Consider the following 24,691-nt stretch of genomic DNA (forward strand, 5'->3'; position numbering starts at 1 on the left):
AGGCCTCGACACTCAGTCTTCAGCGGCCTCGCCAGGCTTGGGTAAACGTTGATCAAGTAACTGGTGCAAGCGACTGCCCGCTGGCCAATTACGCAGAAACCGTGCCCGGTCACGGGCAAATGCCGGTGCAAAACTACGCTCAGACCCATGCTGTTGCATCGAATCAAGATCAATCAAGGCCCAGCGATTCTCTTGCCACAGTATGTTGGTGCCCTTGAGGTCACCATGGCTGATCCGCTCGCGCTTGAGCGCTGCAAACAACTCATCCAGGGCGCCAAGCTCGGATTCTGCAGGCATCGACTGCGAATCTGCTGCGGCATGGGGCTCAAAACGGCTGATTATATCCTCACCGGCAAGATGTTCGGTAATCAGATATGCCCGGCGTCGTAACCAAAAGCTGCGCAACTCCAGCATGGCCAGCGGCAGGGGAGTGGCAATGCCCAAAAACGCCAGGCGATTACCTTCACACCAGCTATGCCAGGCCCGACTCGGACGCCAGAAGCGTTTTAGCCAGTGCATGAAGCTCTTGATGTTATAGCGCTTGACTACCAGTTTGCGCTCGCCCAACTGCACCTGGGTGACCGTTGATGAGCCTCCGAGCTTGAGCGCCTTGCCCGCCTCGATTGCCGCATCTGGATTGGCCAACAGAGGCTCAAGCCCGGCTTGCTCGTCACGTTTGAAAATACGCAGCAGCGATGCCCCACGCTGCACACTGAACAGGCTGCAGTCGCGCCCGAGCTTGTGCATGTAGTCGCCCAGGCGCCAGCGACGAACCTTGGCTATTTCCTTCTGCAATGCCTCAAGCGGCAAGGCATGTTCGCCATTGACCAGCACATAGTGAACCAGCAGCTCTTCAAGGTGGCCGTCGACACTGGCCGGTAACTGTGCAAAGAAAACACCCAGGTTAGCCAACACCTTGTCGCGACTCAGTGCCTGACCCGGCACTTCAGCACGAACGCCACCGCCATCGACCAGGTAAAGTTGGTCGGCACGGCGCATCAGGTTGTCGAGGTGTAAATCATCCTGCCAAAGGCCACGGCTATGCATTTGCGCAATGACCGCAAGCGCTTCGCCCAAAAGTGCCTGCTGGGCCGCGCTAAGTGCAGCCTGTGCCGGCAGCTGGCGCCATGCATCGGCCAGGCTCTGCGCATTGTCCAGGTATTCAAAGAGCAGCCAGCCACCCTCGGCGCTTGAGCCATGCTCCAGCAACCTGGGGGTCAGCAAGCCTTGCGCCGCGAGCGCCTGGGCACCGTCAAGCTCGCGTTGGAAATGCCGCTGGGCGCTGGCGCCCGTCAGAATCTTCGCCAGTACTGGCTGTTCATTCCACAAAGCCTTGCCGACATAACGCTGGCCGGGAAGCACACGCAACAGACTCTGCAACTGTATTGCCGACTGAGCAACACCCTCAACGAGCAAGGGCAGCTCAGGCGAGCGCCCCGCCCCCTTGAGCTCACCGAGCCTCATGCGCTCACCGCCTTGGCTTTGCGGCGCTTGGTCAAGCGTTCAAGCCAATGATCCATATTTGCCCTGGACCCCAGATAGGCACTGAGGAAACGCTGAATATCAGCGTCTTGCCAGACCTGTGCCCGGCGCAGCAAGGGCTCGATATCCTTGACCCGGTCACGCTCCCCCCACAACACAGGGCGGGTTTTCTCCAGATCAATCAGTTGCGCTGCAAATGCCTCTCCGCGTGGCTGCAAGAAGATATGCTTGGGATAAAAGCAGCCGTGGATCTGGCCGCGCCCATGCAGCCGCCGGGCCAGCAGCCCGCACGCATCAAGCACCGCATTGCGTTGCGCCAGTGGCATTGCAGGCCAGTCTTGCAATACCTGGTCGAGGTCTTGCCAGTTATCCAGGGCGCGGGTCAGCAGCACGGCTCGCTGCTCACCGGCCACTCTACGCTGGGCATAGAACACGGCTTGCAACGCCGGTATGCCAAGCTCGGTATAACGCTGGATATTGCGAAACTCACGCGAAAACGTCGGCTCGCCAAATGGGTGCGACAAGGTATGCGTCAGGTAATTGCTCTGGCGCTTGAGGTAAAAGGCCTTATCTTCCAACTCCAGGCGAAACACTGTGCTCCAACCGCCACGCTCGGTGTTTGGCTCGTCCACGGCCTCGAGCTTGAGCGCCCAAAGCGCATCGAAGCTATCCAGGCCATTGCGCGCAAGGAGTTGCTGTTCCTCGCTGGCGATAAAATCTTTCACTCTCGCCCCTCGAAGAATTTCAGGATTTGGCCAATATTCTTTTTATCACGCATATCCAACCGCTGATGCCCGCTGTATTGCATATAAAAGCGCAAGCGCTGGGTGCGCGACAAGGTGTACTTGGCCACTTTATCGAGGCAGGCCAGGTCTTTGATAATGCGGTACCGCAGGAAAACGCCCCACCAAAAACCGCCGGTCGGGCAGTCAATCAGAAAGACCTTGCCCTGGCTGTCGACCAGCACATTGCGCCACTTTAGATCATTGTGCGTGAAGTTATTGTCGTGCATGCGGCGCGTCAGCGTTGCAATCTGCTCGCTGACCTGACGCACCCAGCCCCCCTGCTTCAAGCGTGGATCCTGAGCATTGGCCATGGCAGCCAGGTCTTGCGTATTCGGCAGTTCCTGGGTCACCAGGGCTCCACGCACAAAGGCGCCATTGTTACGCTCAAGACCCGAGGCAACCACTTTCGATGTTGGTATGTCCCACTTGGCGAAACGCTTCAGATTGCGAGATTCAGTGCGCACCCGCGTACGCCCGATATAACGCCTGAAGCCCTTGCCAGCGCTCTTGTAACGCTTGACGTAGTAGCGCACCCCTTCACGTTCAACCCGAATAACCTCGGAGATTGGATCGCGGGTAATCGGGTCGCCTTGCAAAGCAAAAACTGCATCCAAACTGCCAAAATCCTTGGCCAAGCCACTGTAAGCGGCCTCCAGTTTCCAACCCGCCATTACAGTGCGCCCCCATAACGCTCTTTACGCGCATAAAGCTTTGCCACCTGGCGCTCCAGTTGCGCCAGTAAAGGTTGTTCTTCGGCAAGGATCTGCCGCAGCGGCCGCGCACGACCCGCAGCGGCAAAGTAGTCTCGCAGAAAACGATATTTATCACGCTCGGTCAGACCAATCTCCAGCGCCGAATAGTACAAAGCGCTGAGGTCTTTATCACGCCAGCGACGCGGTACTGCGTCACGCAGCTGGGCACGGTGCAGGTCAATCACCGAGAGCTTGAAGTCGTCCGCCACAACCGTTTTTTCAGTGTGCAGCAAGAAATGGCAAATGTAGCAGTCGCGATGATTCACTCCGGCACGATGCATTTGTCCAACCATCTGCGCCACACGCTTGATCAGCGCGCGCTTGAGACCTGGCTGGGGCGGTTGCGTCGGCCAATCGACAGCGTAGTCTTCAAGGCTGATGGTCGGCGCCAGCTCTTCGGTAATGATGAATGAATGCTGTCGCGCCGGGTTGCTGCCGCGTTCACCAAAAGCCACGCAGGTCATGGTGTCAATGCCTACCCTTTGCAGGCGCTCGATCGCATCATGCTCTTGGCGTGCGCCCAGCACGGGCAGCTTGGCCACAAGCAGGTTCTTGACGATCTCACCCCAGCCAATGCCACGATGGATCTTCACAAAAAAACCACGCCCGTCCACCACCGTACGCAGCGTGAGGCGTCCATCCAGCTCGCGGTAAACCTCGCCTTGCATCTGTTCGACCTCGACAAAGGGGTCCTTGCCGGCCCACAGGGTTTTGAACGGTTCGTTCAATATCACTTGCATGGGCGCTCCGCTAATATCACATCAGCCGCATGTTGCGGCATGCTGTATAGATCCGCGTGATCGGCGTAGGCCAATCCATTTCGCTGCCAGCTTGCCCGCTGCTGGTCATCAGCCAACATCTCGGCCAGCATTGTATTCAAGCGCTGTTGTTCAAAGGGGCTGGGCAATACTCGCCCGGCATCGGCATCACTGATGTAGTGGGCATAGCCGCACACATCGGTTACCAACACCGGCCGCCCGGCAACCAGGGCCTCGAGCAATACCGTGCCAGTGTTTTCGTTGTAGGCGGGGTGAATCAATAAATCAGCCCCCAGCAAGAACCGCGGAATATCGCTGCGGCCCTTGAGAATTTGCACCTGATCCGACAAACCCAGGGCTTTGACCTGCAGTAAAAAGGGTGTCGGATCATCCTGGCCAATCGCAATCAGCCGTGTGCGTTTCTTCAGCTCCCGCGGCAGTGCGGCCAGAGCCTTCAAGCTGCGATCAAGGCCCTTGGTCTTGAACCCGGAGCCAATTTGCACCAGCAACAGATCATCATCGGCCAGCTTGAACTCGCGGCGAAACCCGGCACGGATCTCGGCAGCGTTAGCAGGTGCGCGGCGGTCCTGGGCGATACCCGGCGGCAGCAGATGAAAGCGCTCGAGCGGAGTCTGGTAATGCTTGATGAACAGAGGTTGCTGGACTTCGGAGATCATCAGCACCTCGGTCTTTGACTCCGGCGCAAACACCGCGCGTTCGTAATCGGCGAAGTGCTTGTAGCGCCCCCATTTACGGTAGATCGAGTTGCGCAGGTTTTGCGCCTTGTCCTCAAAGCAGCCGTCGGCGGCATAGTAGACATCAAGCCCTGGCATCTTGTTGAAACCGACCACGCGGTCGACTGGACGTCGTTCCAGGTCCGCCTTGATCCAAGCAGTAAGCTTCTTGTTGCGCCAATGATTGAACAGCGCCTTGACCGGCACCACCACGACCTCGAAACCTTCGGGTATCTCACCCTCCCAGATGGGTGTGTACACGCGAATGCTATGGCCGCGTTGCTGGCATTCAAGGGCGATGCGCATGAAATCGCGCTGCAGGCCGCCGAACGGGAAATATTTATAGAGAACAAAAGCCAGACGCATTACACCGCCTCCCGGTTTGAAAGCAGCGTGTCCAGCTCAGCCGCAACCTGGCTCGCTGGTAGATTTTCAAAACATGGCTTATGCCGGTCACCCGACCCTGCATTCGGGCCTGTGGCGCACAGGTGTACCTGCGAACGACCGTACGCACCTACCCGCCCGGGCAATGTTGGCCCATACAAGGAGATGCTCGGCACATCGAGTGCCGCCGCCAGATGGCCCAGTCCGGTATCGACTGCAACGCAGGCTTGCGCACCGGCGATGACCTTGGCCATGCCCGCCAGGTTCAACTTAGGCAGAACCTGGGCCTTGTCAAAGCCACTGACAATACGTTCGGCGCGAGCCTTCTCGGCCTCATTGCCCCACGGCAGACGTACGGCCCGACCCTGCTGGTTCATCACCCCTCCCAGCTCGCGCCAGTTGGCTTCCGGCCAATGCTTACTGGCCCAGGTCGTGCCGTGCAGGAACAACAAGTAAGGCTCGCCCACGTCCCCGGCCATTGCCACGCGATCAAGACCGTAGTCGGCCCCGTGCCCGGCCAAGGAATACCCCAGGGCCTGGGCAAAGAGCTGGCGCACTCGCTCCAGGGCGTGCTGCTCGCGCGGTACGGCATAGCGCCGGTCGTAAAAGCGACAGGCAATTGGCTCGCGCGCCGAATCACGATCTAGCCCGGCAACCGGCGCGTCGACATAGCGCGTCAACAAGGCGCTTTTCAGCAAGCCCTGGGCATCGATGACCAAGTCGTAGCGGGTTTCGCGCAAGCGTGCCTTGAACCGACTCCACTCGCCATTTTTCCAGGTTTGCAGCAGGTTTTTCCGCCAGCGACGGATCGCCACGGGAATAACCTGGGCCACGGCGGGATGCCATGCCGGTATCTCGGCAAAGCCTTCCTCAACCACCCAGTCGAACTGGATACCGGGAATTGCCCGCGCAGCATCAGTCAACGCAGGCAAGGTATGCACTACATCGCCAAGCGAAGATGTTTTGACTAGCAGAACTCGCACTATTGCACCTCAGCCGGGTCAGCCACCAAGCGATCCAACGCTTCAATGACTGGACGAGGCTTTAGCTGGCGCAGGCAATTGTAGTGACCAAACCGGCAGGTACGATCAAAGCATGGACTGCACTCGATCCCCAGGCGGACAATTTCCACCTGTTCGGCCAGTGGCGGGGTGAATTGCGGCGAAGTAGAGCCGTACACCGAAACCAGCGGACGCCCCAGCGCTGCGGCAACATGCATCAAGCCAGAGTCGTTGGAGACCACGGCCTGGGCACATGAGAGCAGATCGATCGCTTCGGCCAGGCTGGTATCACCCGACAGGTTGCTGACCTCTTCACGCAAGCCGGGGATCAGGCGACTGCGAATATCTTCGCCAACAGCATGGTCATTCTTCGAGCCAAACAGCCACACTTGCCAGCCCGCGCGAATCTTCAGCTCTGCAACCTTGGCGTAATGCTCACTCGGCCAGCGCTTGGCCTCACCGAACTCAGCGCCAGGACAGAGCGCCAGCACCGGGCGATCAAGACTCAGTCCAAACTTGGCCAGTGCCGCATCACGGCTGACTGGATCGATCTCCAGCAATGGCTTCGGATACGGCTTTGGCAGCTCAGCGCCCGGTTCGAATGCCAGCGCCATAAAGCGCTCGATCATCAGCGGATAACGCTCTTTGTCCAGCGTGCGCACGTCATTGAGCAGGCCGTAGCGCATCTCGCCTTTCCAGCCCGTGCGCTTGGCAATGCCGGCAAAAAACGGCACCAATGCCGACTTCAGCGAATTAGGCAGCAAGATTGCCTGGTCGTACTGGCCCTTGAGCGACTTGCCGATTTTGCGTCGCGTCGCCAACTGCAGTACGCCGTGGCCCAGGGGGAAGCTGAGCGCGCTGCGCACTTCAGGCATGCGTTCAAGGATCGGTCGGCTCCAGTCTGGCGCCAGAACGTCAATTTCGCAGCCGGGATAGCGCACCTTGAGACACTGGAACAGTGTCTGCGCCATCACCATGTCACCCACCCAACTAGGGCCTACGATCAGTATTTTCATGCTCATTCCAGAAACGACCAAGGAGGCAGACCGGCCGGCAAGCGTCACGAACAACGCTTAACCGGCCTGCATGCCTCCCTGTTGCGGTTAACCCCAGGCCTTATTTAACCAGCGTGCGCCACTGCGCGTGAGCACTGGTCTGGCCGGTAACCAGGTCAAAGTAAGCCTTCTGCAGCACTTCGGTTACAGGGCCACGACGACCTTCGCCAATCTGGCGACCGTCAACCTCACGAATTGGCGTGACTTCAGCAGCAGTGCCCGTGAAGAACGCCTCATCGGCAATATAGACTTCATCGCGGGTGATACGCTTCTCGACAACCTTGATACCCTGCTCTTCGGCCAAGGTAAGAATGGTGTCGCGGGTAATGCCATTGAGGCATGAAGTCACTTCCGGCGTGTACACCACGCCATTTTTGACCAGGAAGATGTTCTCGCCCGAACCCTCGGCAACATAGCCTTCCGGATCAAGCAGCATCGCTTCATCAGCACCGCCGGAAATGGCTTCTTGCAGCGCCAGCATCGAGTTGATGTAGTTGCCGTTGGCCTTGGCACGTGTCATCGAGATATTGACGTGATGACGGGTAAAGGAGCTGGTACGCACCTTGATACCCACCTGCAAGGCTTCATCACCCATGTAGGCGCCCCAATTCCAGGCCGCGACTATCACTTGGGTTTTCAGGCCGTGAGCACGCAAGCCCATGGCTTCTGATCCGTAAAACACCATGGGCCGGATGTAGGCACTTTCAAGGTTGTTTTCACGTACTGCGGCACGGGTGGCTTCGTTGATCTGCTCTTTGCTGAACGGAATCTTCATGCCCATGATGTGGGCCGAATCAAACAGGCGGTCGGTGTGCGCCTCCAAACGGAAGATCGCGGTGCCTTCAGGGGTGTTGTAGGCACGGACGCCTTCGAAAACACCCATGCCGTAATGCAGCGTGTGGGTCAGCACATGCGTGGTCGCATTGCGCCACGGAACCAGTTCGCCGTCATACCAAATCACGCCATCACGGTCGGCCATCGACATAGTTGCCAGTCCTCAAGTTTGATTCAAACACAGCAGCCCAGAGCGTCTCGCGCCCCACAGCCGAGCTAAATTCAGGTTAGACCCAGTACCTGCCAGATTCGCAGGACGCTGCGTCTTTGTTCATGAAACTGATCACCGCTAACCACCCCCGGCTGCTTCTGTAGCGCCTGACGGTGAGCGGCTGAACGGTAAGCCTTGTAGACATCCTGCAACAACAGAACATCGTCTCCAGCCAGGGCGCCGACCTGCTCCAATCCCTCTAATATGCGGATATTGTCGGTAAATTCAAGGAGTTCAGGGTGTTCGTGCGACCATGCCAGAGCCGCGTATTGCACCATAAATTCAATATCGACGATACCTCCAGCATCCTGCTTGAGGTCAAACACCGAATCCGCGCTGAAGGCATTTTCAGCCGTCCCCGCTGCCGTTTTCCGGGTTCCAAGGTTGTCGCGCATCTTCGCACGCATCTCACTGACTTCTGCGCGCAACTTATCCAGATCACGCTTACGCCCCAGAACAGACGCCCTCACCCGCCCAAATTCTGCTGCTACAAGCTTACAGCCAACCAACATACGGGCCCGCACCAGTGCTTGATGCTCCCATGTCCAGGCTTCGTTTTCCTGATAGCGCTCAAATGCGCCGAGCGAACTGACCAACAGGCCGGACGCACCAGATGGACGCAGGCGCATATCGACCTCATAGAGCTGCCCCGAGTTGGTCTGGGTGGTCAGCAGGTGGATGATGCGCTGACCCAGGCGGGTGAAGAATTGCGCGGTATCGATTGACTTGGGACCGTCGGTCTCGGACTGCGGATCACCGTCGTGGATAAACACCAGGTCAAGGTCCGAGGTATGGCCCATTTCAATCCCGCCGACCTTGCCGTAGCCGACAATAATAAAGCCCGGATCACAATCGCTGCCATCCACACGCTTGGGCGTGCCGTATTTGGCGCAAGTATGGCGCCATGACAATGCCAGCACCTGGTCAAGAATGGCCTCGGCCAGCCAGGTCAAATAGTCGCTGACCTTCATCAATGGCAAGGTCCCGGTAATTTCAGAAGCCGCAACCCGCAGGCGATGGGCCAGTTTGAAGTGACGCAGGGCTTCCATTTGCTGCTCGAGATCATCCTCCGGTATCCGCGCCAGCCGCTCACGCAACTCGGCCGCAAGTTCAGGCGCCAACGGCGGGTTGAACAGCCGCCCTTCATTCAGCAGCTCATCAAGCAACAACGGGAAGCGGGTGATCTGCTCGGCAATCCAGGGGCTGCCCGCACACAGGTTGAGCAACCGTTCAAGCGCCCCCGGGTTTTCGCTGAGCAGCACCAAATAGGCAGAGCGCCGCGCCACGGCCTCGATCAGCGGCAGCACCCGTTCCATCACCAAGTCCGGGTTGTCGTGCTCGACCGCCTGTGCCAGCAGCCTGGGGATAAAGGCATCCAGGCGCTCGCGCCCCAAGCGCTGCATGGCGCGAACCTGGTTGCCGGTGCGCAGATCCACCAGGCGTCGCCACGCTGCCTGGGCGTCACTGAAGCCAGCGTCGGTCAGTTGCCGACAGGCCGACTCCTCGTCCTGCACGTCATCCCACAACGGCATCCACTCGCAGCCGACCACTTCAGTGGCGTCGGCGGCATTCTCATCTTCATCGGGGTCGGCGATGACCTGGCGGAAGTGCCAGTCGACCCGGCCCCGCCAGTACATCAACTGCTGGTGGAATGCATCCCAGTCGTCGAAACCCAGCATCAGCGCCACGCGCTGCTTGTCCTGCTGGTTGTCGGGCAGCATCTGCGTCTGCCGGTCATCAATCGCCTGCAACGCATGTTCGGTGTAGCGCAGGAACTCGTAACCCTGGCGCAGCTCATCGGTTACCGCAGCCGGCAGATAACCCTGGCCCTCAAGCGTTGCCAGCACGCTGAGCAACGGCCGCTGCTGCAAGCTCAGGTCACCCCCGCCATGAATCAACTGGAACGCCTGGGAAATAAACTCGACTTCACGAATACCGCCGGAACAAATACCGCCGGAACCAAGCTTGATATTGGCCGCCATGCCCTTGCGGCGTACTTCCTGCTGGATCAACTGCTTCATGTTGCGCAGCGCTTCGATCGCCGAAAAATCCAGGTAGCGCCGGTAGACAAAGGGACGCAGCATTTCCAGCAACTCGGCGCCCTTGGCCTGATCACCCCCGACCACCCGCGCCTTGATCATGGCGTAGCGTTCCCAGTCACGCCCCTGATCCTGGTAATACTGCTCCAGCGCATTGAAGCTGAACACCAGCGAACCCGAAGACCCGTAAGGACGCAGGCGCATATCGGTACGAAATACAAAGCCGTCAACGGTGATCACATCCAGGGCCTTGATCAACCGCTGGCCCAGGCGAATGAAGAACTCCTGGTTATCCAGCGGTCGCTTGACGCCTTCTGTCTCGCCGCCTTCGGGATAGCCAAAGATCAGGTCGATATCGGATGACAGATTAAGCTCATGGGCGCCGAGCTTGCCCATGCCGAGGATGACCATGTGTTGCGTCTCGCCCGTTCGTCGCCCGACTGGCGTGCCGAACTGCTCGCAGTGGCGCGGGTACAACCAATGGTAGGCCAGGTCGATGCTGGAATCGGCCAGGTCGGAAAGGTCGCGGCAGGTTTCGCGCAAGTCCGCCAGACGATTGATATCACGCCAGATGATGCGCACCTGCTGACGATTGCGAAAACGCCGCAAGCTGCTCGACATCCCTTCTTCGTCGGCGCACTGATCGAGCACGCCAGCCAACTGCCCGCGCAACTCGCCTGGCGCAAGCGTAGCTTGCAACTCGCCACTGGCTTGCAGATCAAGCAGCATCTGCGGATCGCGCAAAGACTGCTGCAATACAAAATCACTGCACGCACAGACACGCAGCAGCGCCTCCTGATATTCAGCCGACCAGTTGTCGAACTGGGCACGGGCATCGGCAGAGAGTTCGCTCATGGCACTACACAGCGATTGCTTGGCACTGTTTGCCAGGGCTTGCAAGGTGGCGGGTAAAGCAACCAGCATGGGCAGGCTCATGGTCTATCCTTTTGACAGGCTGCAATCGTGTAAAAAGGCTAAACCCTTGATCTAGAGCGCTTTACACAAGCTGCAACCAAAAAAATTGTAGTTTTGCTACTAAAGATTGTATCCAAAGTGCTGAAATAAACGTCCAAATGTAGTAAAACTACACGGCGCCGGTCCTACCTCCGGTACATCCAAGAATTTTAAATGGCCAGTTTACAAAACCGGCTGTGAATCCTGGCCTCCGATTCTGGAAGCCTTTCCGCCCTGGAGCAAGCCATGCAAGACCTCGATCCCGTCGAAACCCAGGAATGGCTGGACGCACTTGAGTCTGTACTCGACAAAGAAGGCGAAGACCGCGCTCACTACCTGATGACTCGCCTAGGTGAGTTGGCCACCCGCAGCGGTGCGCAACTGCCTTACGCAATCACCACGCCCTACCGCAATACTATCCCGGTAACCCACGAAGCACGCATGCCTGGCGACCTGTTCATGGAACGCCGCATTCGCTCGCTGGTACGCTGGAACGCAATGGCGATGGTGATGCGCACCAACTTGTTCGACCCTGACCTGGGCGGCCACATTTCCAGCTTCGCCTCCAGTGCGACCCTGTATGACATCGGCTTCAACTACTTCTTCCAAGCCCCGACCGAAGAGCACGGCGGCGACCTGATTTACTTCCAGGGCCATGTTGCCCCCGGCATCTACGCCCGCGCATTCATGGAAGGCCGCATCAGCGAAGAGCAAATGGTCAACTTCCGCCAGGAAGTCGACGGCAAGGGCCTATCCTCATACCCGCACCCATGGTTGATGCCTGACTTCTGGCAGTTCCCGACTGTATCGATGGGCCTCGGCCCGATCCAGGCGATCTACCAGGCACGTTTCATGAAGTACCTCGAAGATCGCGGCTTTATCCCTGCAGGTAAGCAGAAAGTCTGGTGTTTCCTCGGCGACGGCGAATGTGACGAGCCGGAATCGCTCGGCGCCATCTCCCTGGCTGGCCGCGAGAAGCTCGACAACCTGATCTTTGTCATCAACTGCAACCTGCAGCGCCTCGATGGCCCGGTTCGCGGCAACGGCAAGATCATCCAGGAACTCGAAGGCGTATTCCGTGGCGCCCAGTGGAATGTGAACAAAGTGGTTTGGGGCCGTTTCTGGGACCCGCTGCTGGCCAAGGACACCGACGGCATTCTGCAACGCCGCATGGATGAAGTGATCGACGGTGAATACCAGAACTATAAGGCCAAAGACGGCGCCTTCGTTCGCGAACACTTCTTCAACTCCCCAGAACTCAAGGCGATGGTCGCTGACCTCTCCGACGACGAGATCTGGAAGCTCAGCCGTGGCGGCCACGACCCGTACAAGGTCTATGCCGCGTACCACGATGCGGTCAACCACAAAGGTCAGCCGACCGTGGTTCTGGCCAAGACCATCAAGGGTTACGGCACAGGCGCAGGCGAAGCGAAGAACACAGCGCACAACACCAAGAAAGTGGATGTTGAAAGCCTGAAGAAATTCCGCGATCGCTTTGACATCCCAGTCAATGACGACCAGCTCGAGAACCTGCCGTTCTTCAAACCTGAAGAAGGCAGCGCCGAGGCCAAGTACCTGCACAAGCGCCGCGAAGCACTTGGCGGTTTCGTACCTCAGCGTCGCGCCAACAGCTTCAATATCCCAACACCACCGCTGGATACGCTCAAAGCGATCCTTGATGGCTCGGGTGACCGTGAAATCTCCACCACCATGGCTTTCGTGCGGATTCTCGCGCAACTGGTCAAGGACAAGGAACTCGGCCAGCGCATCGTTCCGATCATCCCGGACGAAGCCCGTACCTTCGGTATGGAAGGCATGTTCCGCCAGCTTGGCATCTACTCATCCGTAGGCCAGCTGTACGAGCCGGTCGATAAAGACCAGGTGATGTTCTATCGCGAAGACAAGAAAGGCCAGATTCTCGAAGAAGGCATTAACGAAGCAGGCGCGATGTCTTCGTTCATCGCCGCCGGCACCAGCTACAGCTGCCACAACCAGCCGATGCTGCCGTTCTATATCTTCTACTCGATGTTTGGCTTCCAGCGCATTGGCGACCTGGCCTGGGCCGCAGGCGACAGCCGCACCCGTGGCTTCCTGATCGGCGGTACCGCTGGGCGCACCACGCTGAACGGCGAAGGCCTGCAGCACGAAGATGGCCACAGCCACATCATGGCGGCGACCATCCCGAACTGCCGCACGTTCGACCCAACCTACGGCTACGAGCTGGCGGTGATCATTCGTGAAGGCACGCGCCTGATGATGGAAGAGCAACAGAACATCTTCTATTACATCGCCGTGATGAACGAAGCCTACCAGCAGCCAGCAATGCCTGAAGGTGCCGAAGAAGGCATCATCAAGGGCATGTACCTGCTCGAAGAAGACACCAAGGAAGCCGCCCACCACGTGCAGCTTCTCGGTTCCGGCACCATCTTGCGCGAAGTGCGCGAAGCCGCGAAGATCCTGCGTGACGAATTCAACGTCGCCTCTGACGTGTGGAGCGTTACCAGCTTCAACGAACTGCGCCGCGATGGCCTGGCTGTGGAGCGTCGCAACCCCCCTCACCCAGAACAAAAAACTGAGGAAACCTACGTTGGGCAGTGCCTGAGCGGGCGTAAAGGCCGGGTTATCGCCAGCACCGACTACATGAAGCTGTTTGCTGACCAGATTCGCCAGTGGGTTCCAAGCAAAGAGTACAAAGTCCTGGGCACTGACGGCTTTGGCCGCAGTGACAGCCGCAAGAAGCTGCGTCACTTCTTCGAAGTTGACCGTCACTTCGTCGTGCTGGCCGCGCTTGAAGCCTTGGCTGATCGCGGTGATATCGAACCTAAGGTAGTGGCTGAAGCCATCGCCAAGTTCGGCATCAACCCAGAAAAACTCAACCCACTGGACTGCTAAGGAGCGAAACGATGAGTGAATTGATTCGCGTACCCGACATCGGCAGTGGTGAGGGTGAAGTAATTGAGTTGTTCGTTAAGGTCGGCGACACCATTGAAGCCGAACAAAGCCTGCTGACCCTTGAGTCTGACAAGGCCAGCATGGAGATCCCGGCGCCTAAGGCCGGGGTCGTCAAAAGCATCAAGGTCAAGCTCGGCGACACCCTGAAAGAAGGTGACGAACTGCTTGAACTCGAAGTTGCGGGCGAAAGCGCAGCAGCCGAGCCTGAGAAAAAGCCTGAACCCGAGGCAGAAAAGGCCCCGGCGCCAAAAGCCGAAGCAGCCCCGGCGCCAGCCGCCCAAGGCAGCTCAAGCATCGAGGAAGTGCGTATTCCGGACACAGGTTCGGATGCCAAGGGCAAGATCATTGAGATCTTCGTCAAGGCTGGCGACACCATCGAAGTTGATCAATCCTTGATCACCCTCGAATCGGACAAGGCCAGCTTTGAAGTGCCATCCCCTGCAGCGGGCGTGGTTGAAAGCGTCGAAGTCAAACTTGACGACGAGGCCGGCACTGGCGACCTGATCCTCAAGCTCAAGGTTGCTGGCTCTGGCTCGGCACCGGCGGCTAAAGAAGAATCCGCCCCGGCGCCGGCTAAAGCAGCACCTGCAGCGGCCGCACCGGCTCCAGCCAAGGGCGCTTCAATTGAAGAAGTGCGCATCCCTGACACCGGCTCGGATGCCAAAGGCAAAGTCATCGAACTGTTCGTCAAGGCTGGCGACACCATCGAAGTTGATCAGTCCCTGCTCACCCTTGAGTCGGACAAAGCTAGCTTTGAAGTGCCATCTCCTGCAGCTGGCGTGGTTGAAAGCGTCGAGATCAAGCTGGACGACGAAGCCGGTACTGGCGACCTGATCCTCAAGCTCAAGGTTGCTGGCTCTGGCTCGGCACCGGCGGCTAAAGAAGAATCCGCCCCGGCGCCGGCTAAAGCAGCACCTGCAGCGGCCGCACCGGCTCCAGCCAAGGGCGCTTCAATTGAAGAAGTGCGCATCCCTGACACCGGCTCGGATGCCAAAGGCAAAGTCATCGAACTGTTCGTCAAGGCTGGCGACACCATCGAAGTTGATCAATCCTTGATCACCCTCGAATCGGACAAGGCCAGCTTTGAAGTGCCATACCCTGCAGCGGGCGTGGTTGAAAGCGTCGAGATCAAGCTGGACGACGAAGCCGGTACTGGCGACCTGATCCTCAAGCTCAAGGTTGCTGGCAGCGCCCCTGCCGAAGCCGCACCTGCCCAGGCGCCAGCCAAAGCAGAAGCAGCGCCTCAAGCACCGGAAAAAGCTCCAGCTCCGGCTGCAGCAGCCAGCTCGGCCCCAGTGACCAGCGGCAAGGTTCACGCCGGCCCTGCTGTTCGCCAACTGGCGCGCGAGTTTGGCGTGGACCTGGCAGATGTACCGGGCAGCGGCCCGAAAGGCCGGATCCTCAAGGAAGACGTGCAGGTATACGTCAAATCCATGATGAACAAGGCCAAGCAGGCACCAGCAGCCGCTGGCGCAACAGGCGGCGCAGGCATTCCTCCGGTTCCGGCTGTTGATTTCAGCAAGTTCGGTGAAATCGAAGAAGTGGCGATGACTCGCCTGATGCAGATAGGCGCCGCCAACCTGCACCGTAGCTGGCTGAACGTTCCACACGTCACTCAGTTCGATTCGGCCGACATCACCGAACTGGAAGCCTTCCGTGTTGCGCAGAAAGCGGTTGCCGAGAAAGCCGGGGTCAAGTTGACCGTGCTGCCATTGCTGCTCAAGGCCTGCGCCTTCCTGCTCAAGGAAATGCCCGATTTCTGCAGTTCGCTGGCGCCTAGCGGCAAAGCCTTCATCCGCAAGAAGTACATGCACATCGGCTTCGCAGTGGACACCCCGGACGGCTTGCTCGTACCGGTTATCCGCGACGTCGACAAAAAGAGCTTGCTGCAACTGGCTGCTGAAGCGGCTGAACTGGCAGATAAGGCGCGCAACAAAAAGTTGTCCCCAGACGCCATGCAGGGTGCCTGCTTCACCATTTCCAGCCTCGGCCACATTGGCGGCACCGGCTTCACGCCGATCGTCAACGCGCCTGAAGTTGCGATCCTTGGTGTCAGCAAGGCGACCATCCAGCCGGTTTGGGATGGCAAGGCCTTCCAGCCAAAACTGATGCTACCGCTGTCGCTGTCCTACGATCATCGTGTGATCAATGGCGCTTCTGCGGCGCGCTTTACCAAGCGTTTAGGCGATGTACTGGGCGATATCCGCACCATGCTCCTGTAACGACTTAGCGATACGTTTCGAGCACGCCACGCTCGCATCCTCACCCCCGCCATTGGCGGGGTTTTTTTATCCTGCTGCGCTGGTGCGTCAACCTTTTTGCACATTGCGAATCAAAAAGCTCATGGCCTTGGCCAGTTCCGCCGCGCCATTGTTATCGCGCACTATGGTTATCATGGCGCTGCCGCTGTGCGGATTATTCAGGGTGCAGCTGATCCCGCTCGTCGGGCAGTCGTAGCGGATATAAGGATCAACCCCAAACACATCGATACGCTGATTACGCACGGCGATATCAGTGCTGCTTTCACCACGGCTTTCCTCACGCAATAGCAACTCGCCCTTGGCGCTGAGCGCAACACTGTATATGAGGTCGCGGCGATCGGCCTGACCGACCTGGTAACCGGCGCGCAGGGCATAGGTCATGAGCAATTTATTGACATGGGCAAGCAGCGCTTTGCGCTCGTCCTGGGTGTTGTAGAGACGCTTTATCTCATGCAGGTAATTGGCTTGCTCAGGACTGCTCAAGCCCGCGGGTGGGTCGGCCGATACAGTGGATATAGAAACCAAACCGCTGCTGATCAATAAGGCAAAAATTAGTTTTCTTGTCAGTCGCATTTGCATAATGCACCCTTACTTGACGCTATAGTGAATTGGGCAGACTTTCTCGCCCTGCGCAGCATACTGGAAGCAAGCCATTTAATGAGAAGCCATCCCACCGCCGCCAACCAACTGGCGGCCGAGGTTGTGACGCAGTTGCCAGTACCATCACGACTGGGCATGCTGCGTTTCGAACGGATGAATGAGGCCAGTTGGGCCTTGCTGTTTCTTGACCCTTCTTGTGAGCGTCAACTGGGCATTGCTGCGAGCGATTTATGTGCCCTGGTCGAATCACCCTATGCCAGCCTGATGGAGCCAGAAGCGCGCCACTCACTGCACGACCAGATCCAGCAGCAACTGAGCCAGCAACCCCACTATCTCGTGAATTACACCCTGCATACGCCACTGGGCGCGCTTAACCTCATTGAAATGGGCGAGGCGTTCAAGCAGCGTGGGCATAATCTGCTGCGCGGCTACCTGCTGGTAACGGCAACGCGCCAACCGGAGCTGACAGCAGGCGTTCAACCAGGCCCCGCCCATGCGTTGCCAGAACAACTCATGCCGCAGATCGAGGATCCGCTACAACAGAAAAAGCGTACCCTTGCCCAGCAAAAGCTGATCCTGCGCCTGGCCAGCCACATCTATCAGGAAGACGCGCTACAGGATGCAGCCAGGCTGATTACCCAGGCGGCGTGCGAAACCTATGCACTCAAGCGCGCATCCATTTGGCTGGTCAATGGGGAGTATTTGCAGTCGGTGACTGTGTATCAGGCTGACACCCAGCAACATCATCAAGAAACGCACCTGAGCCTCAAGCTCTTCTCGAACTACATGAACTTCATGCGTGCAGGGCGCTCGCTGCATATCGAGGATGCACTCAATGATCCGCGAACCATTGAGCTGCAGCACTACCTGAAGCCGCTTAATATTGGCGCCCTGCTGGACGCAGGCATTCGTGTGGACGGTGAAGTCGTGGGCCTTCTGTGCCTTGAACACCTTGGTGGGCCGCGCCAGTGGAAATCCGACGAGATCGCCTTCTGCGGCGAACTGGCTGACCAGTATGCCCAGGTGCTGTCCAACCAGGAACGACGCACGGCGACCCAAGCACTCTACCTGTTTCAGCGTGCGGTCGAGCAAAGCGCCAGCGCATTTATATTGCTCAACCGCGATGGCCTTGTTGAGTACGTGAACCCGAGCTTTACCGCGATCACCCTGTACAGCGCTGAAGAAGTACAAGGCCGGCTTATTTCCGAGTTACCGGCGCTGGAGAACCTGAGAGAGTTTTTTTTAAGCAGCCAGTCGGGCCTATCGGGTCATAATAGCTGGCAAGGTGAATGCAAGAGCCGGCGGAAAAACCTCGAGCCCTACTGGAGCCAGCTGTCGATCTCCAAGGTCCATGCCGATGACGGCGCGCTGACCCACTACATCGGCATCTACGAAGACATCACCGAAAGCAAGAGCGCATTGCAGCGCATTGAACGCCTGGCCTTTCGCGATAACCTGACTGGCCTTGGCAATCGCTATTCCTTTATCCGCGCCCTGGAAAAACGCTTTGCGGTGCCCGACAAGACGGGTATCAGCCTGTTGTTGGTGGACATCGACAACTTCAAGCGGATCAACGACAGCCTGGGTCACCAAACCGGCGACAAACTCCTGTCCAGCCTGGCCAAGCGCCTGCGCAACACCCTGAGCCCGGCGGCGATCCTGGCGCGCTTTGCCAGCAATGAATTTGCCATCTTGCTTGATAAGCACGACCTCGATGCAGGGCAAGCCGTGGCCGCGCAGGTTCTGCAAACTTTGGACAAACCACTGTTTGTCGATAACCAACTGATCAGCATTACCGGCTCAATCGGGCTGGCCTGCGCCCCCGCCCATGGCACCGATCCACAAATACTGACCAAGCACGCCGGACTGGCGCTGCATAAGGCCAAGGCCAACGGCAAGCACCAGGTCTGCGTGTTCACCGAGGCACTGAATGCCGAGGCCGACCATAAGCTCTTTGTCGAAAACAACCTGCGTCGCGCCCTGACGCAGAACGAGCTTGAGGTGTTCTATCAACCCAAACTGTGCCTGAAGACCGGTGCACTGGTGGGTATTGAGGCGCTGCTACGCTGGAATCATCCACAAAAGGGCATGATCAGCCCGGATCACTTCATTGGCGTTGCCGAAGAGACTGGTCTGATCATCCCCATTGGCAAATGGGTATTGCGCCAAGCCTGCCGGATGAGTGTGCAACTCGCGGCGGTGGGCATGGGCGCCATTCAGGTCGCGATCAATGTCTCGCCCAAGCAATTTACCGACCCGGACCTGGTCGGCGCGATTCGTACCATTATCGAGGAAGAACAACTCCCGCCTGACCGAGTTGAGCTTGAGCTGACGGAAAGCTTGCTGCTGGAAGCGACCAGCGACACCCGCAGCCAACTTATCGACTTGAAGAAGCTAGGCCTGAGCCTGGCAATGGACGACTTCGGCACAGGTTATTCATCGCTTAGTTATCTGAAGAAATTCCCGATTGATGTGATCAAGATCGACCGCAGTTTTATCAAGGACATCCCGGAGAACCAGGACGACATGGAGATCACCTCGGCAGTGATCGCCATGGCCCACAACCTGAAAATAAAAGTGGTCGCCGAAGGTATTGAAACCAGCGCCCAGTTGAAATTCCTGCGCCGCCAGCACTGCGATATTGGCCAGGGGTTTTTATTCGACAAGGCAATCGCCGGGCACAACCTGATTGATAGCCTCAAGCGCTATATTCGCAACTGAGTCGACACAAGTCTTCGCCTGGAATTAATGCCAGATGCTCAATACGGGCTGGCCGATTTTGTAACGTCGTCGCACAATGGCGGTCTACCCAGTACATGAAAATGATGTTGAGGAAATGGCTCATGGCTCTGCGTTCGCAAATCCTTGTAAACAAACTAGAACTCCCAACGGCCGAACAGGCATTGCCGGGCCGTGATGTGCCGATGACAGTTCCAGACGCTCACTTCGTCAACGGCAACCCACTCAAGGGCCCATTCCCGCAAGGCCTGGAAACAGCCGTGTTTGGCCTTGGCTGCTTCTGGGGAGCGGAGCGCCGCTTCTGGCAACAGCCAGGTGTCTGGAGCACCGCTGTCGGTTATTCAGGCGGCATCACTCCAAATCCGACCTACGAAGAAACCTGCTCCGGCCTGACCGGGCATGCCGAAGTCGTACTGGTGGTTTTCGACCCTAAGATCACCAGCTTTGAGGCCTTGCTCAAGGTGTTCTGGGAAGCGCACAACCCGACCCAAGGCATGCGCAAGGGCAACGACAAGGGTAGCCAGTATCGCTCCGCGATTTACTGCAACAGCGATGAGCAGCTTGCCAAGGCACTTCAAAGCCAGGAGATGTTCCAGGCTGAACTGGACAAGGCCGGCCTGGGCAGCATCACCACTGAAATCGCCAAGGCCGGTGATTTCTATTATGCCGAGGCCTATCACCAGCAATACCTGGCAAAAAATCCAAGCGGCTACTGCGGCCTGGGCGGCACCGGAGTATGCCTGCCACCGTAATTAAGCGTACACAAAAAGGCGGCCTGGTTTAGACCAGGCCGCCTTTTTCATGGATGGCTCAAGCCGAGGTTTTTTCTTCGATCAGCCAGTCCATGCGCCAGCCACCCTGGCTCAGCCCCAGCCGTTCTGCCAACCAGGGCAACAGTTGCTTGAGTTCGTCTTCCAGTCCCCATGGCGGATTGCTGATCACCAGCCCGGAGCCATTCAAACGCAGCGACTCATCAGTTGGGTGCACATACAGCTCAACGCGCAGCAGCTTGGGTGCGCCGCTTTTTTCCAGGTCGCGGTAAAACTTGCGCAGTTGCCGCAAATCCTTGATTGGGTACCAGATCGCAACTATTGCCTGGCGCATGCGTGCAATCGCATCGCCAAGTGACTCGACACAGCGCTCCAGTTCATCGTCTTGCTCAAAGGGGGGATCAATCAGCATCAGCATGCGTTTTTCCTGGGTCGGCAACAACGCACGGGGCACATGCCAACCCCCCCCCAGGTGCACAGCCACACGCCGATCGCCCTTCATGTTCTCCTTGAGCAAGCGCCCGTCTTCCGGGTGTTTCTCATTGAGCTGCAAACGGTCCTGCTCGCGGGAAAGCCTGCGTGCCAGCTCTGGCGAGCCAGGGTAATGACGCAACTCACCTTCTGGATTCATTGCGCGAATCACGCCCAGATAATCAGCAAACGGCTCAGGCACATCCTCGGCCTGCCAAATCTTGGCAATCCCCTCAAGCCATTCACCTGTACGCGACGCCTGGTCCCCTCGCAGATCATACAAACCCACGCCTGCATGACTGTCGAGATAGGCAAATGGCGCCTCCTTTCGCGACAACAGGGCAATTATCCGGCATAAAACCAGGTGTTTAAGAACATCGGCGTGGTTGCCGGCGTGATAGGCGTGGCGGTAATTCATGGCAATAGGCTCCTCGAAGCCTTACAGTTTAACTGCTTGGCTGATTTTCGCAGTTGTTGTTTATTCGCACGCTTTCATCATGTTCTACAATTGCCTGCCCGGCGCACTCTCCAGTTAACCCCTGCCTACAACCAGTATGATTGCAGGTAGCTAATCATTAAGCCTTTGCATGAACTCTCTGCCGCAGCGCCACGTGATCTTGGCCCTACTCGCTGGCGCAAGCGCGCTGGTTGTCGTCCATGGATTGGGCCGCTTTGCCTACACGCCATTGCTGCCCTACCTGATCAGCGATGGCTTGCTGACGCTTGAACAAGGTGCCAGGGTCGCAACCTGGAATTATATTGGCTACCTGATCGGCGCCTTGCTCGCGCTGGTTCTGCATGCGCCATCACGCATGCGTATCGCCCTGCCCCTGGCACTGCTGGCCAATGCCCTGCTGACGCTGGCACAAGTCTATGCAAGCTCGGTTGAAAGCCTGACCTGGTTGCGCCTGGCCAATGGCATCAGTAACGGCGTAGTGTTTGTCCAGGCCCCGGCCTTGGTCCTCGAATGGCTCGCACAGCACCAGCGTACCCGGCTCAGCGGCCTGATCTACCTGGGCCTGGGTGGCGGCCTGCTGCTTTCAAGCGCAACAGTGACCTGGCCACACGCCTGGCTGAGCGGTCCGGATCGCTGGTGGCCAATGGCAATATTGAGCTTGCCGCTGGCGCTATTGAGCATTGGCTTGCTGAGCCGTCTTAAACTGCACGAGCCCGCAGTAAAGGTCCAACAGCACTCTAGCTCCAGCCTGTTCGACCGGGCGAGCACACCGCTGTTTCTTGCCTATACCGGCGCGGGGCTGGGCTACATCCTGCCAATGACGTTTTTACCCTCCCTGGCCAAGGAAAAACTGGCGCCGGGCGATCCACTGGTCAAGGGCGCATGGCTGTGGACGGCAAGCGCCAGCCTCATATCTCTTCCCTTTTGGAATAGCCTGGGCGCACGCATTGGTGATCGCCGAGCCTTGCTGTGCAACTACGCCGCGCAAGGACTGGGGGCCGCAGCGCCAATGCTCTGGCCTGGCTCTGTGGGCATACTGCTTTGCGCTGTGTTAGTCGGCGGCGGCTTTATCGGTACCGTGTTCCTGACCCAACGCCTGGCCCGGCAGCTTCACCCGCACCAGGGGCCTCGCTTGTCTGCAGCGCTTATTGCCTTGTATGGCGCCAGCCAGTTACTTGGTCCCTGGCTGGCAGAGCAAGCCTTGCAGATGGGCGCCACGCTCACCCAATGCTTTGCCATTGGCGCGGCCGCTCTGTTCTGGGGGCTGTGCTGGACATTTGCGATTCCAGGCCGCCAAACAGCCTAGGCAAATGCGAAGGCAACAAGCGATCTAGATTGCCATATGCCCGAACAATCAAGCATGTAGAGCTTTATCACGCCAATGGATAATGCTGGGCAGTGCCGTGGCGCCTGCCTAGACTCGGCGCGACAAACAGGAGGCCTACCATGTCCGAGACTCTGCTTAACGCCCGCAACCTTGCGTTCGAACTTTACGAAGTGCTCGATGCCCAGGCATTGACCCAACGCGAGCGCTTTGCCGAGCACAGCCGTGAAACATTCGACGCGGCAATCGATACGGCCCGCAGCATCGCAGAAAACCTGTTTGCTCCGCATAACCGCAAGAATGATGAGAATGAGCCTGAATACATAGATGGCGCAGCCAAGCTGATCCCGGAAATCAAACCGGCGGTCGATGCCTTCCTTGAGGCTGGATTTCTCAACGCCACCCGCGAGTTTGACGTCGGTGGCATGCAGTTGCCCAACCTGCTATCCCAGGCCTGCTTTGCCCATTTCCAATCTGCCAATATCGCCACATCGTCCTACGCGATGCTGACCATGGGTGCTGCCAACCTGATCGAAGCCTTCGGCGACGAGGCGCAAAAGAAGCGTTTCCTAGCCCCCATGATTGAAGGGCGCTTTTTCGGCACCATGGCCCTGACCGAGCCCCATGCCGGCTCCTCGCTTTCAGACATCCGCACCCGTGCCGAACCGGCCGCAGATGGCAGCTACCGGCTCAAGGGCAACAAGATATTCATTTCTGGCGGCGATCATCCCTTGTCAGAGAATATCGTGCACATGGTGTTGGCCAAGCTTCCCGACGCGCCCCCCGGCGTGAAAGGGATTTCACTGTTTATCGTGCCCAAGTTCCTGGTTAACGACGACGGCTCGCTCGGCAAGCGCAATGATGTATTGCTGGCAGGGTTGTTCCACAAGATGGGCTGGCGCGGCACCACCTCAACTGCACTCAACTTCGGCGATAATGGCGACTGTGTCGGCTATTTGGTGGGCAAGCCACACCATGGCCTTAGCTACATGTTCCAAATGATGAATGAGGCGCGGATTGGCGTCGGCATGGGCGCGGTCATGCTCGGCTACGCGGGGTATCTGTACTCGCTGGAGTATGCCCGGCAACGCCCGCAAGGGCGCCTGCCGGATGGCAAGGACCCCGCCTCATCACAGGTCGCAATCATTGAGCATGCAGACGTACGCCGCATGCTGCTGACCCAAAAAGCTTACGTCGAGGGTGCTTTCGACCTGGGCTTGTACGCTGCCCGGCTATTCGATGACACCCAGACGCTGGAAACCGAGGAACAACGCGGCGCCGCACTGGAGCTGCTTGACCTGCTGACGCCGATTGTCAAGTCATGGCCATCGCAGTATTGCCTCAAGGCCAACGAGCTGGCGATCCAGATCCTCGGCGGCCACGGTTACACCCGTGAATATCCGGTGGAAAAGTATTACCGTGACAATCGCCTCAATCCGATTCACGAAGGCACCCATGGTATTCAGTCACTCGACCTGCTGGGGCGCAAGGTCTCGATGAATCAGGGCGCAGCGCTCAAACAGTTGGTCAAGCTGATCCAGCAATGTTGTGAGCGCGCCAGCGCCTACGAGTCGCTGAACAGCCTACGCCTGCCCCTCGAGCAATTGCTGGCAAGGCTGTCCAAGGTGACCCTGGGGCTGCTCGGCGACCTGATGACCGGCAAGGTTAACCAAGGCCTGGCAAACTCGGCCCTGTACCTGAACGTATTCGGCCATGCAGTCATCGGCTGGCGTTGGCTTGAGCAGGCCATACGCGCCGAGCAAGGGCTGGCAAAAGGCAATAGCGCGGACCGGGACTTCTATCAGGGCAAGCTGCAAGCCGCCCGCTACTTCCTCACCTGGGAAGTGCCGAGTTGCCAGCATGAACTGGACATACTCGAAAGCCGCGACGATACCTGCCTGAAGATGCAAGAAAACTGGTTCTGACCGCCCCCCTTGCACATGCAATGTGTGCAAGGGGATCTTTTCTTCACCGCGCGCGTCACAGATACCTGGCTGGCCCAGGTACCCCCCCCCTGCCAAGCCTCACACATATAACGCCATGTGTTTTTTTAACCACGCGTCAAACTCACAGGTTATTATCTGTGGCACGTGCCATTCATAGGCGCCCAGCCAGTCGATAAAGGAGA

17 protein-coding genes and 1 pseudogene are annotated in these 24,691 nt (G+C 58.1%); 7 read left to right on the top strand and 11 right to left on the bottom strand.

Translation table 11 applies throughout. From position 1 onward, the window contains the following. Nucleotides 1-12: 12 nt before the first annotated feature. The 9 genes from PSES9_RS0115545 to glnE all read right to left on the bottom strand — a co-directional run bounded on the left by PSES9_RS0115545 (nucleotide 13) and on the right by glnE (nucleotide 10,971). Nucleotides 13-1,464: a lipopolysaccharide kinase InaA family protein gene (locus PSES9_RS0115545; protein ID WP_010488469.1), complete on the bottom strand. Its 1,452-nt coding sequence runs from the start codon at nucleotides 1,462-1,464 to the stop codon at nucleotides 13-15. Next, on the bottom strand, nucleotides 1,461-2,207 hold the full coding sequence (locus PSES9_RS0115550) for a lipopolysaccharide kinase InaA family protein (protein WP_010488471.1): 747 nt from the start codon (nucleotides 2,205-2,207) through the stop codon (nucleotides 1,461-1,463). The genes PSES9_RS0115545 and PSES9_RS0115550 overlap by 4 nt, the downstream gene beginning before the upstream one ends. After that, nucleotides 2,204-2,938 carry a lipopolysaccharide kinase InaA family protein gene (locus PSES9_RS0115555; RefSeq protein WP_010488474.1) on the bottom strand — a complete coding sequence of 245 codons (735 nt, stop codon included), beginning with the start codon at nucleotides 2,936-2,938 and terminating at the stop codon, nucleotides 2,204-2,206. Before PSES9_RS0115555 ends, PSES9_RS0115550 begins: the two co-directional genes overlap by 4 nt. Beyond that, entirely contained in the window at nucleotides 2,938-3,759 is an 822-nt protein-coding gene (rfaP, locus tag PSES9_RS0115560; protein WP_010488476.1) for a lipopolysaccharide core heptose(I) kinase RfaP, read from the bottom strand. The genes PSES9_RS0115555 and rfaP overlap by 1 nt, the downstream gene beginning before the upstream one ends. Then, complete coding sequence (locus PSES9_RS0115565) at nucleotides 3,750-4,877, bottom strand: glycosyltransferase family 4 protein (protein ID WP_010488477.1); 1,128 nt, start codon at nucleotides 4,875-4,877, stop codon at nucleotides 3,750-3,752. Before PSES9_RS0115565 ends, rfaP begins: the two co-directional genes overlap by 10 nt. Beyond that, nucleotides 4,877-5,878, bottom strand: coding sequence for a lipopolysaccharide heptosyltransferase I (gene waaC / locus PSES9_RS0115570; protein ID WP_010488478.1), 1,002 nt, complete (start codon nucleotides 5,876-5,878; stop codon nucleotides 4,877-4,879). Before waaC ends, PSES9_RS0115565 begins: the two co-directional genes overlap by 1 nt. Beyond that, nucleotides 5,878-6,912, bottom strand: a complete 1,035-nt coding sequence (gene waaF, locus PSES9_RS0115575; RefSeq protein ID WP_010488479.1) for a lipopolysaccharide heptosyltransferase II — start codon at nucleotides 6,910-6,912, stop codon at nucleotides 5,878-5,880. Before waaF ends, waaC begins: the two co-directional genes overlap by 1 nt. A 100-nt stretch (nucleotides 6,913-7,012) precedes the next feature. Further along, entirely contained in the window at nucleotides 7,013-7,936 is a 924-nt protein-coding gene (locus PSES9_RS0115580; RefSeq protein ID WP_010488480.1) for a branched-chain amino acid transaminase, read from the bottom strand. 71 nt (nucleotides 7,937-8,007) lie between these two features. Further along, nucleotides 8,008-10,971 (bottom strand): bifunctional [glutamate--ammonia ligase]-adenylyl-L-tyrosine phosphorylase/[glutamate--ammonia-ligase] adenylyltransferase, encoded by a 2,964-nt coding sequence (gene glnE, locus PSES9_RS0115585; protein ID WP_010488481.1) that lies wholly within the window; start codon nucleotides 10,969-10,971, stop codon nucleotides 8,008-8,010. 264 nt (nucleotides 10,972-11,235) lie between these two features. Between glnE and aceE the strand changes: the two genes are divergently transcribed. From aceE to aceF, 3 genes and pseudogenes are all read left to right on the top strand, one after another. Further along, nucleotides 11,236-13,881 (top strand): pyruvate dehydrogenase (acetyl-transferring), homodimeric type, encoded by a 2,646-nt coding sequence (aceE, locus tag PSES9_RS0115590; protein WP_010488482.1) that lies wholly within the window; start codon nucleotides 11,236-11,238, stop codon nucleotides 13,879-13,881. A gap of 11 nt (nucleotides 13,882-13,892) precedes the next feature. Next, nucleotides 13,893-14,102, top strand: a pseudogene (locus PSES9_RS25365) (biotin/lipoyl-containing protein); the annotation flags it as partial. 132 nt (nucleotides 14,103-14,234) lie between these two features. Continuing rightward, the gene (gene aceF / locus PSES9_RS0115595; RefSeq protein ID WP_036988289.1) at nucleotides 14,235-16,163 is read left to right on the top strand and encodes a dihydrolipoyllysine-residue acetyltransferase; all 1,929 of its coding nucleotides are present in this window, start codon (nucleotides 14,235-14,237) and stop codon (nucleotides 16,161-16,163) included. 87 nt (nucleotides 16,164-16,250) lie between these two features. On the opposite strand, the gene PSES9_RS0115600 is transcribed toward aceF, so the two are convergent. Then, nucleotides 16,251-16,781 carry a hypothetical protein gene (locus PSES9_RS0115600; RefSeq protein WP_010488484.1) on the bottom strand — a complete coding sequence of 177 codons (531 nt, stop codon included), beginning with the start codon at nucleotides 16,779-16,781 and terminating at the stop codon, nucleotides 16,251-16,253. Nucleotides 16,782-16,859: 78 nt separating this feature from the next. On the opposite strand from PSES9_RS0115600, the gene PSES9_RS0115605 reads away from it, so the two are divergent. Together PSES9_RS0115605 and msrA are read left to right on the top strand one after the other, a co-directional pair. After that, complete coding sequence (locus tag PSES9_RS0115605) at nucleotides 16,860-19,523, top strand: putative bifunctional diguanylate cyclase/phosphodiesterase (protein WP_010488485.1); 2,664 nt, start codon at nucleotides 16,860-16,862, stop codon at nucleotides 19,521-19,523. 122 nt (nucleotides 19,524-19,645) lie between these two features. Then, entirely contained in the window at nucleotides 19,646-20,293 is a 648-nt protein-coding gene (gene msrA / locus PSES9_RS0115610) for a peptide-methionine (S)-S-oxide reductase MsrA (protein WP_010488486.1), read from the top strand. 58 nt (nucleotides 20,294-20,351) lie between these two features. Here msrA and PSES9_RS0115615 read toward each other — a convergent pair whose 3' ends face one another. Next, entirely contained in the window at nucleotides 20,352-21,200 is an 849-nt protein-coding gene (locus PSES9_RS0115615) for a 23S rRNA (adenine(2030)-N(6))-methyltransferase RlmJ (protein ID WP_010488487.1), read from the bottom strand. A gap of 178 nt (nucleotides 21,201-21,378) precedes the next feature. On the opposite strand from PSES9_RS0115615, the gene PSES9_RS0115620 reads away from it, so the two are divergent. Both PSES9_RS0115620 and PSES9_RS0115625 read left to right on the top strand, forming a co-directional pair. Continuing rightward, on the top strand, nucleotides 21,379-22,545 hold the full coding sequence (locus PSES9_RS0115620) for a YbfB/YjiJ family MFS transporter (RefSeq protein ID WP_029529589.1): 1,167 nt from the start codon (nucleotides 21,379-21,381) through the stop codon (nucleotides 22,543-22,545). 140 nt (nucleotides 22,546-22,685) lie between these two features. Continuing rightward, nucleotides 22,686-24,488, top strand: coding sequence for an acyl-CoA dehydrogenase (locus PSES9_RS0115625; RefSeq protein ID WP_010488490.1), 1,803 nt, complete (start codon nucleotides 22,686-22,688; stop codon nucleotides 24,486-24,488). Nucleotides 24,489-24,691: the final 203 nt, after the last annotated feature.

This window comes from Pseudomonas sp. S9 (assembly GCF_000222125.1).
Classification (GTDB): Bacteria; Pseudomonadota; Gammaproteobacteria; order Pseudomonadales; family Pseudomonadaceae; genus Aquipseudomonas; species Aquipseudomonas segetis.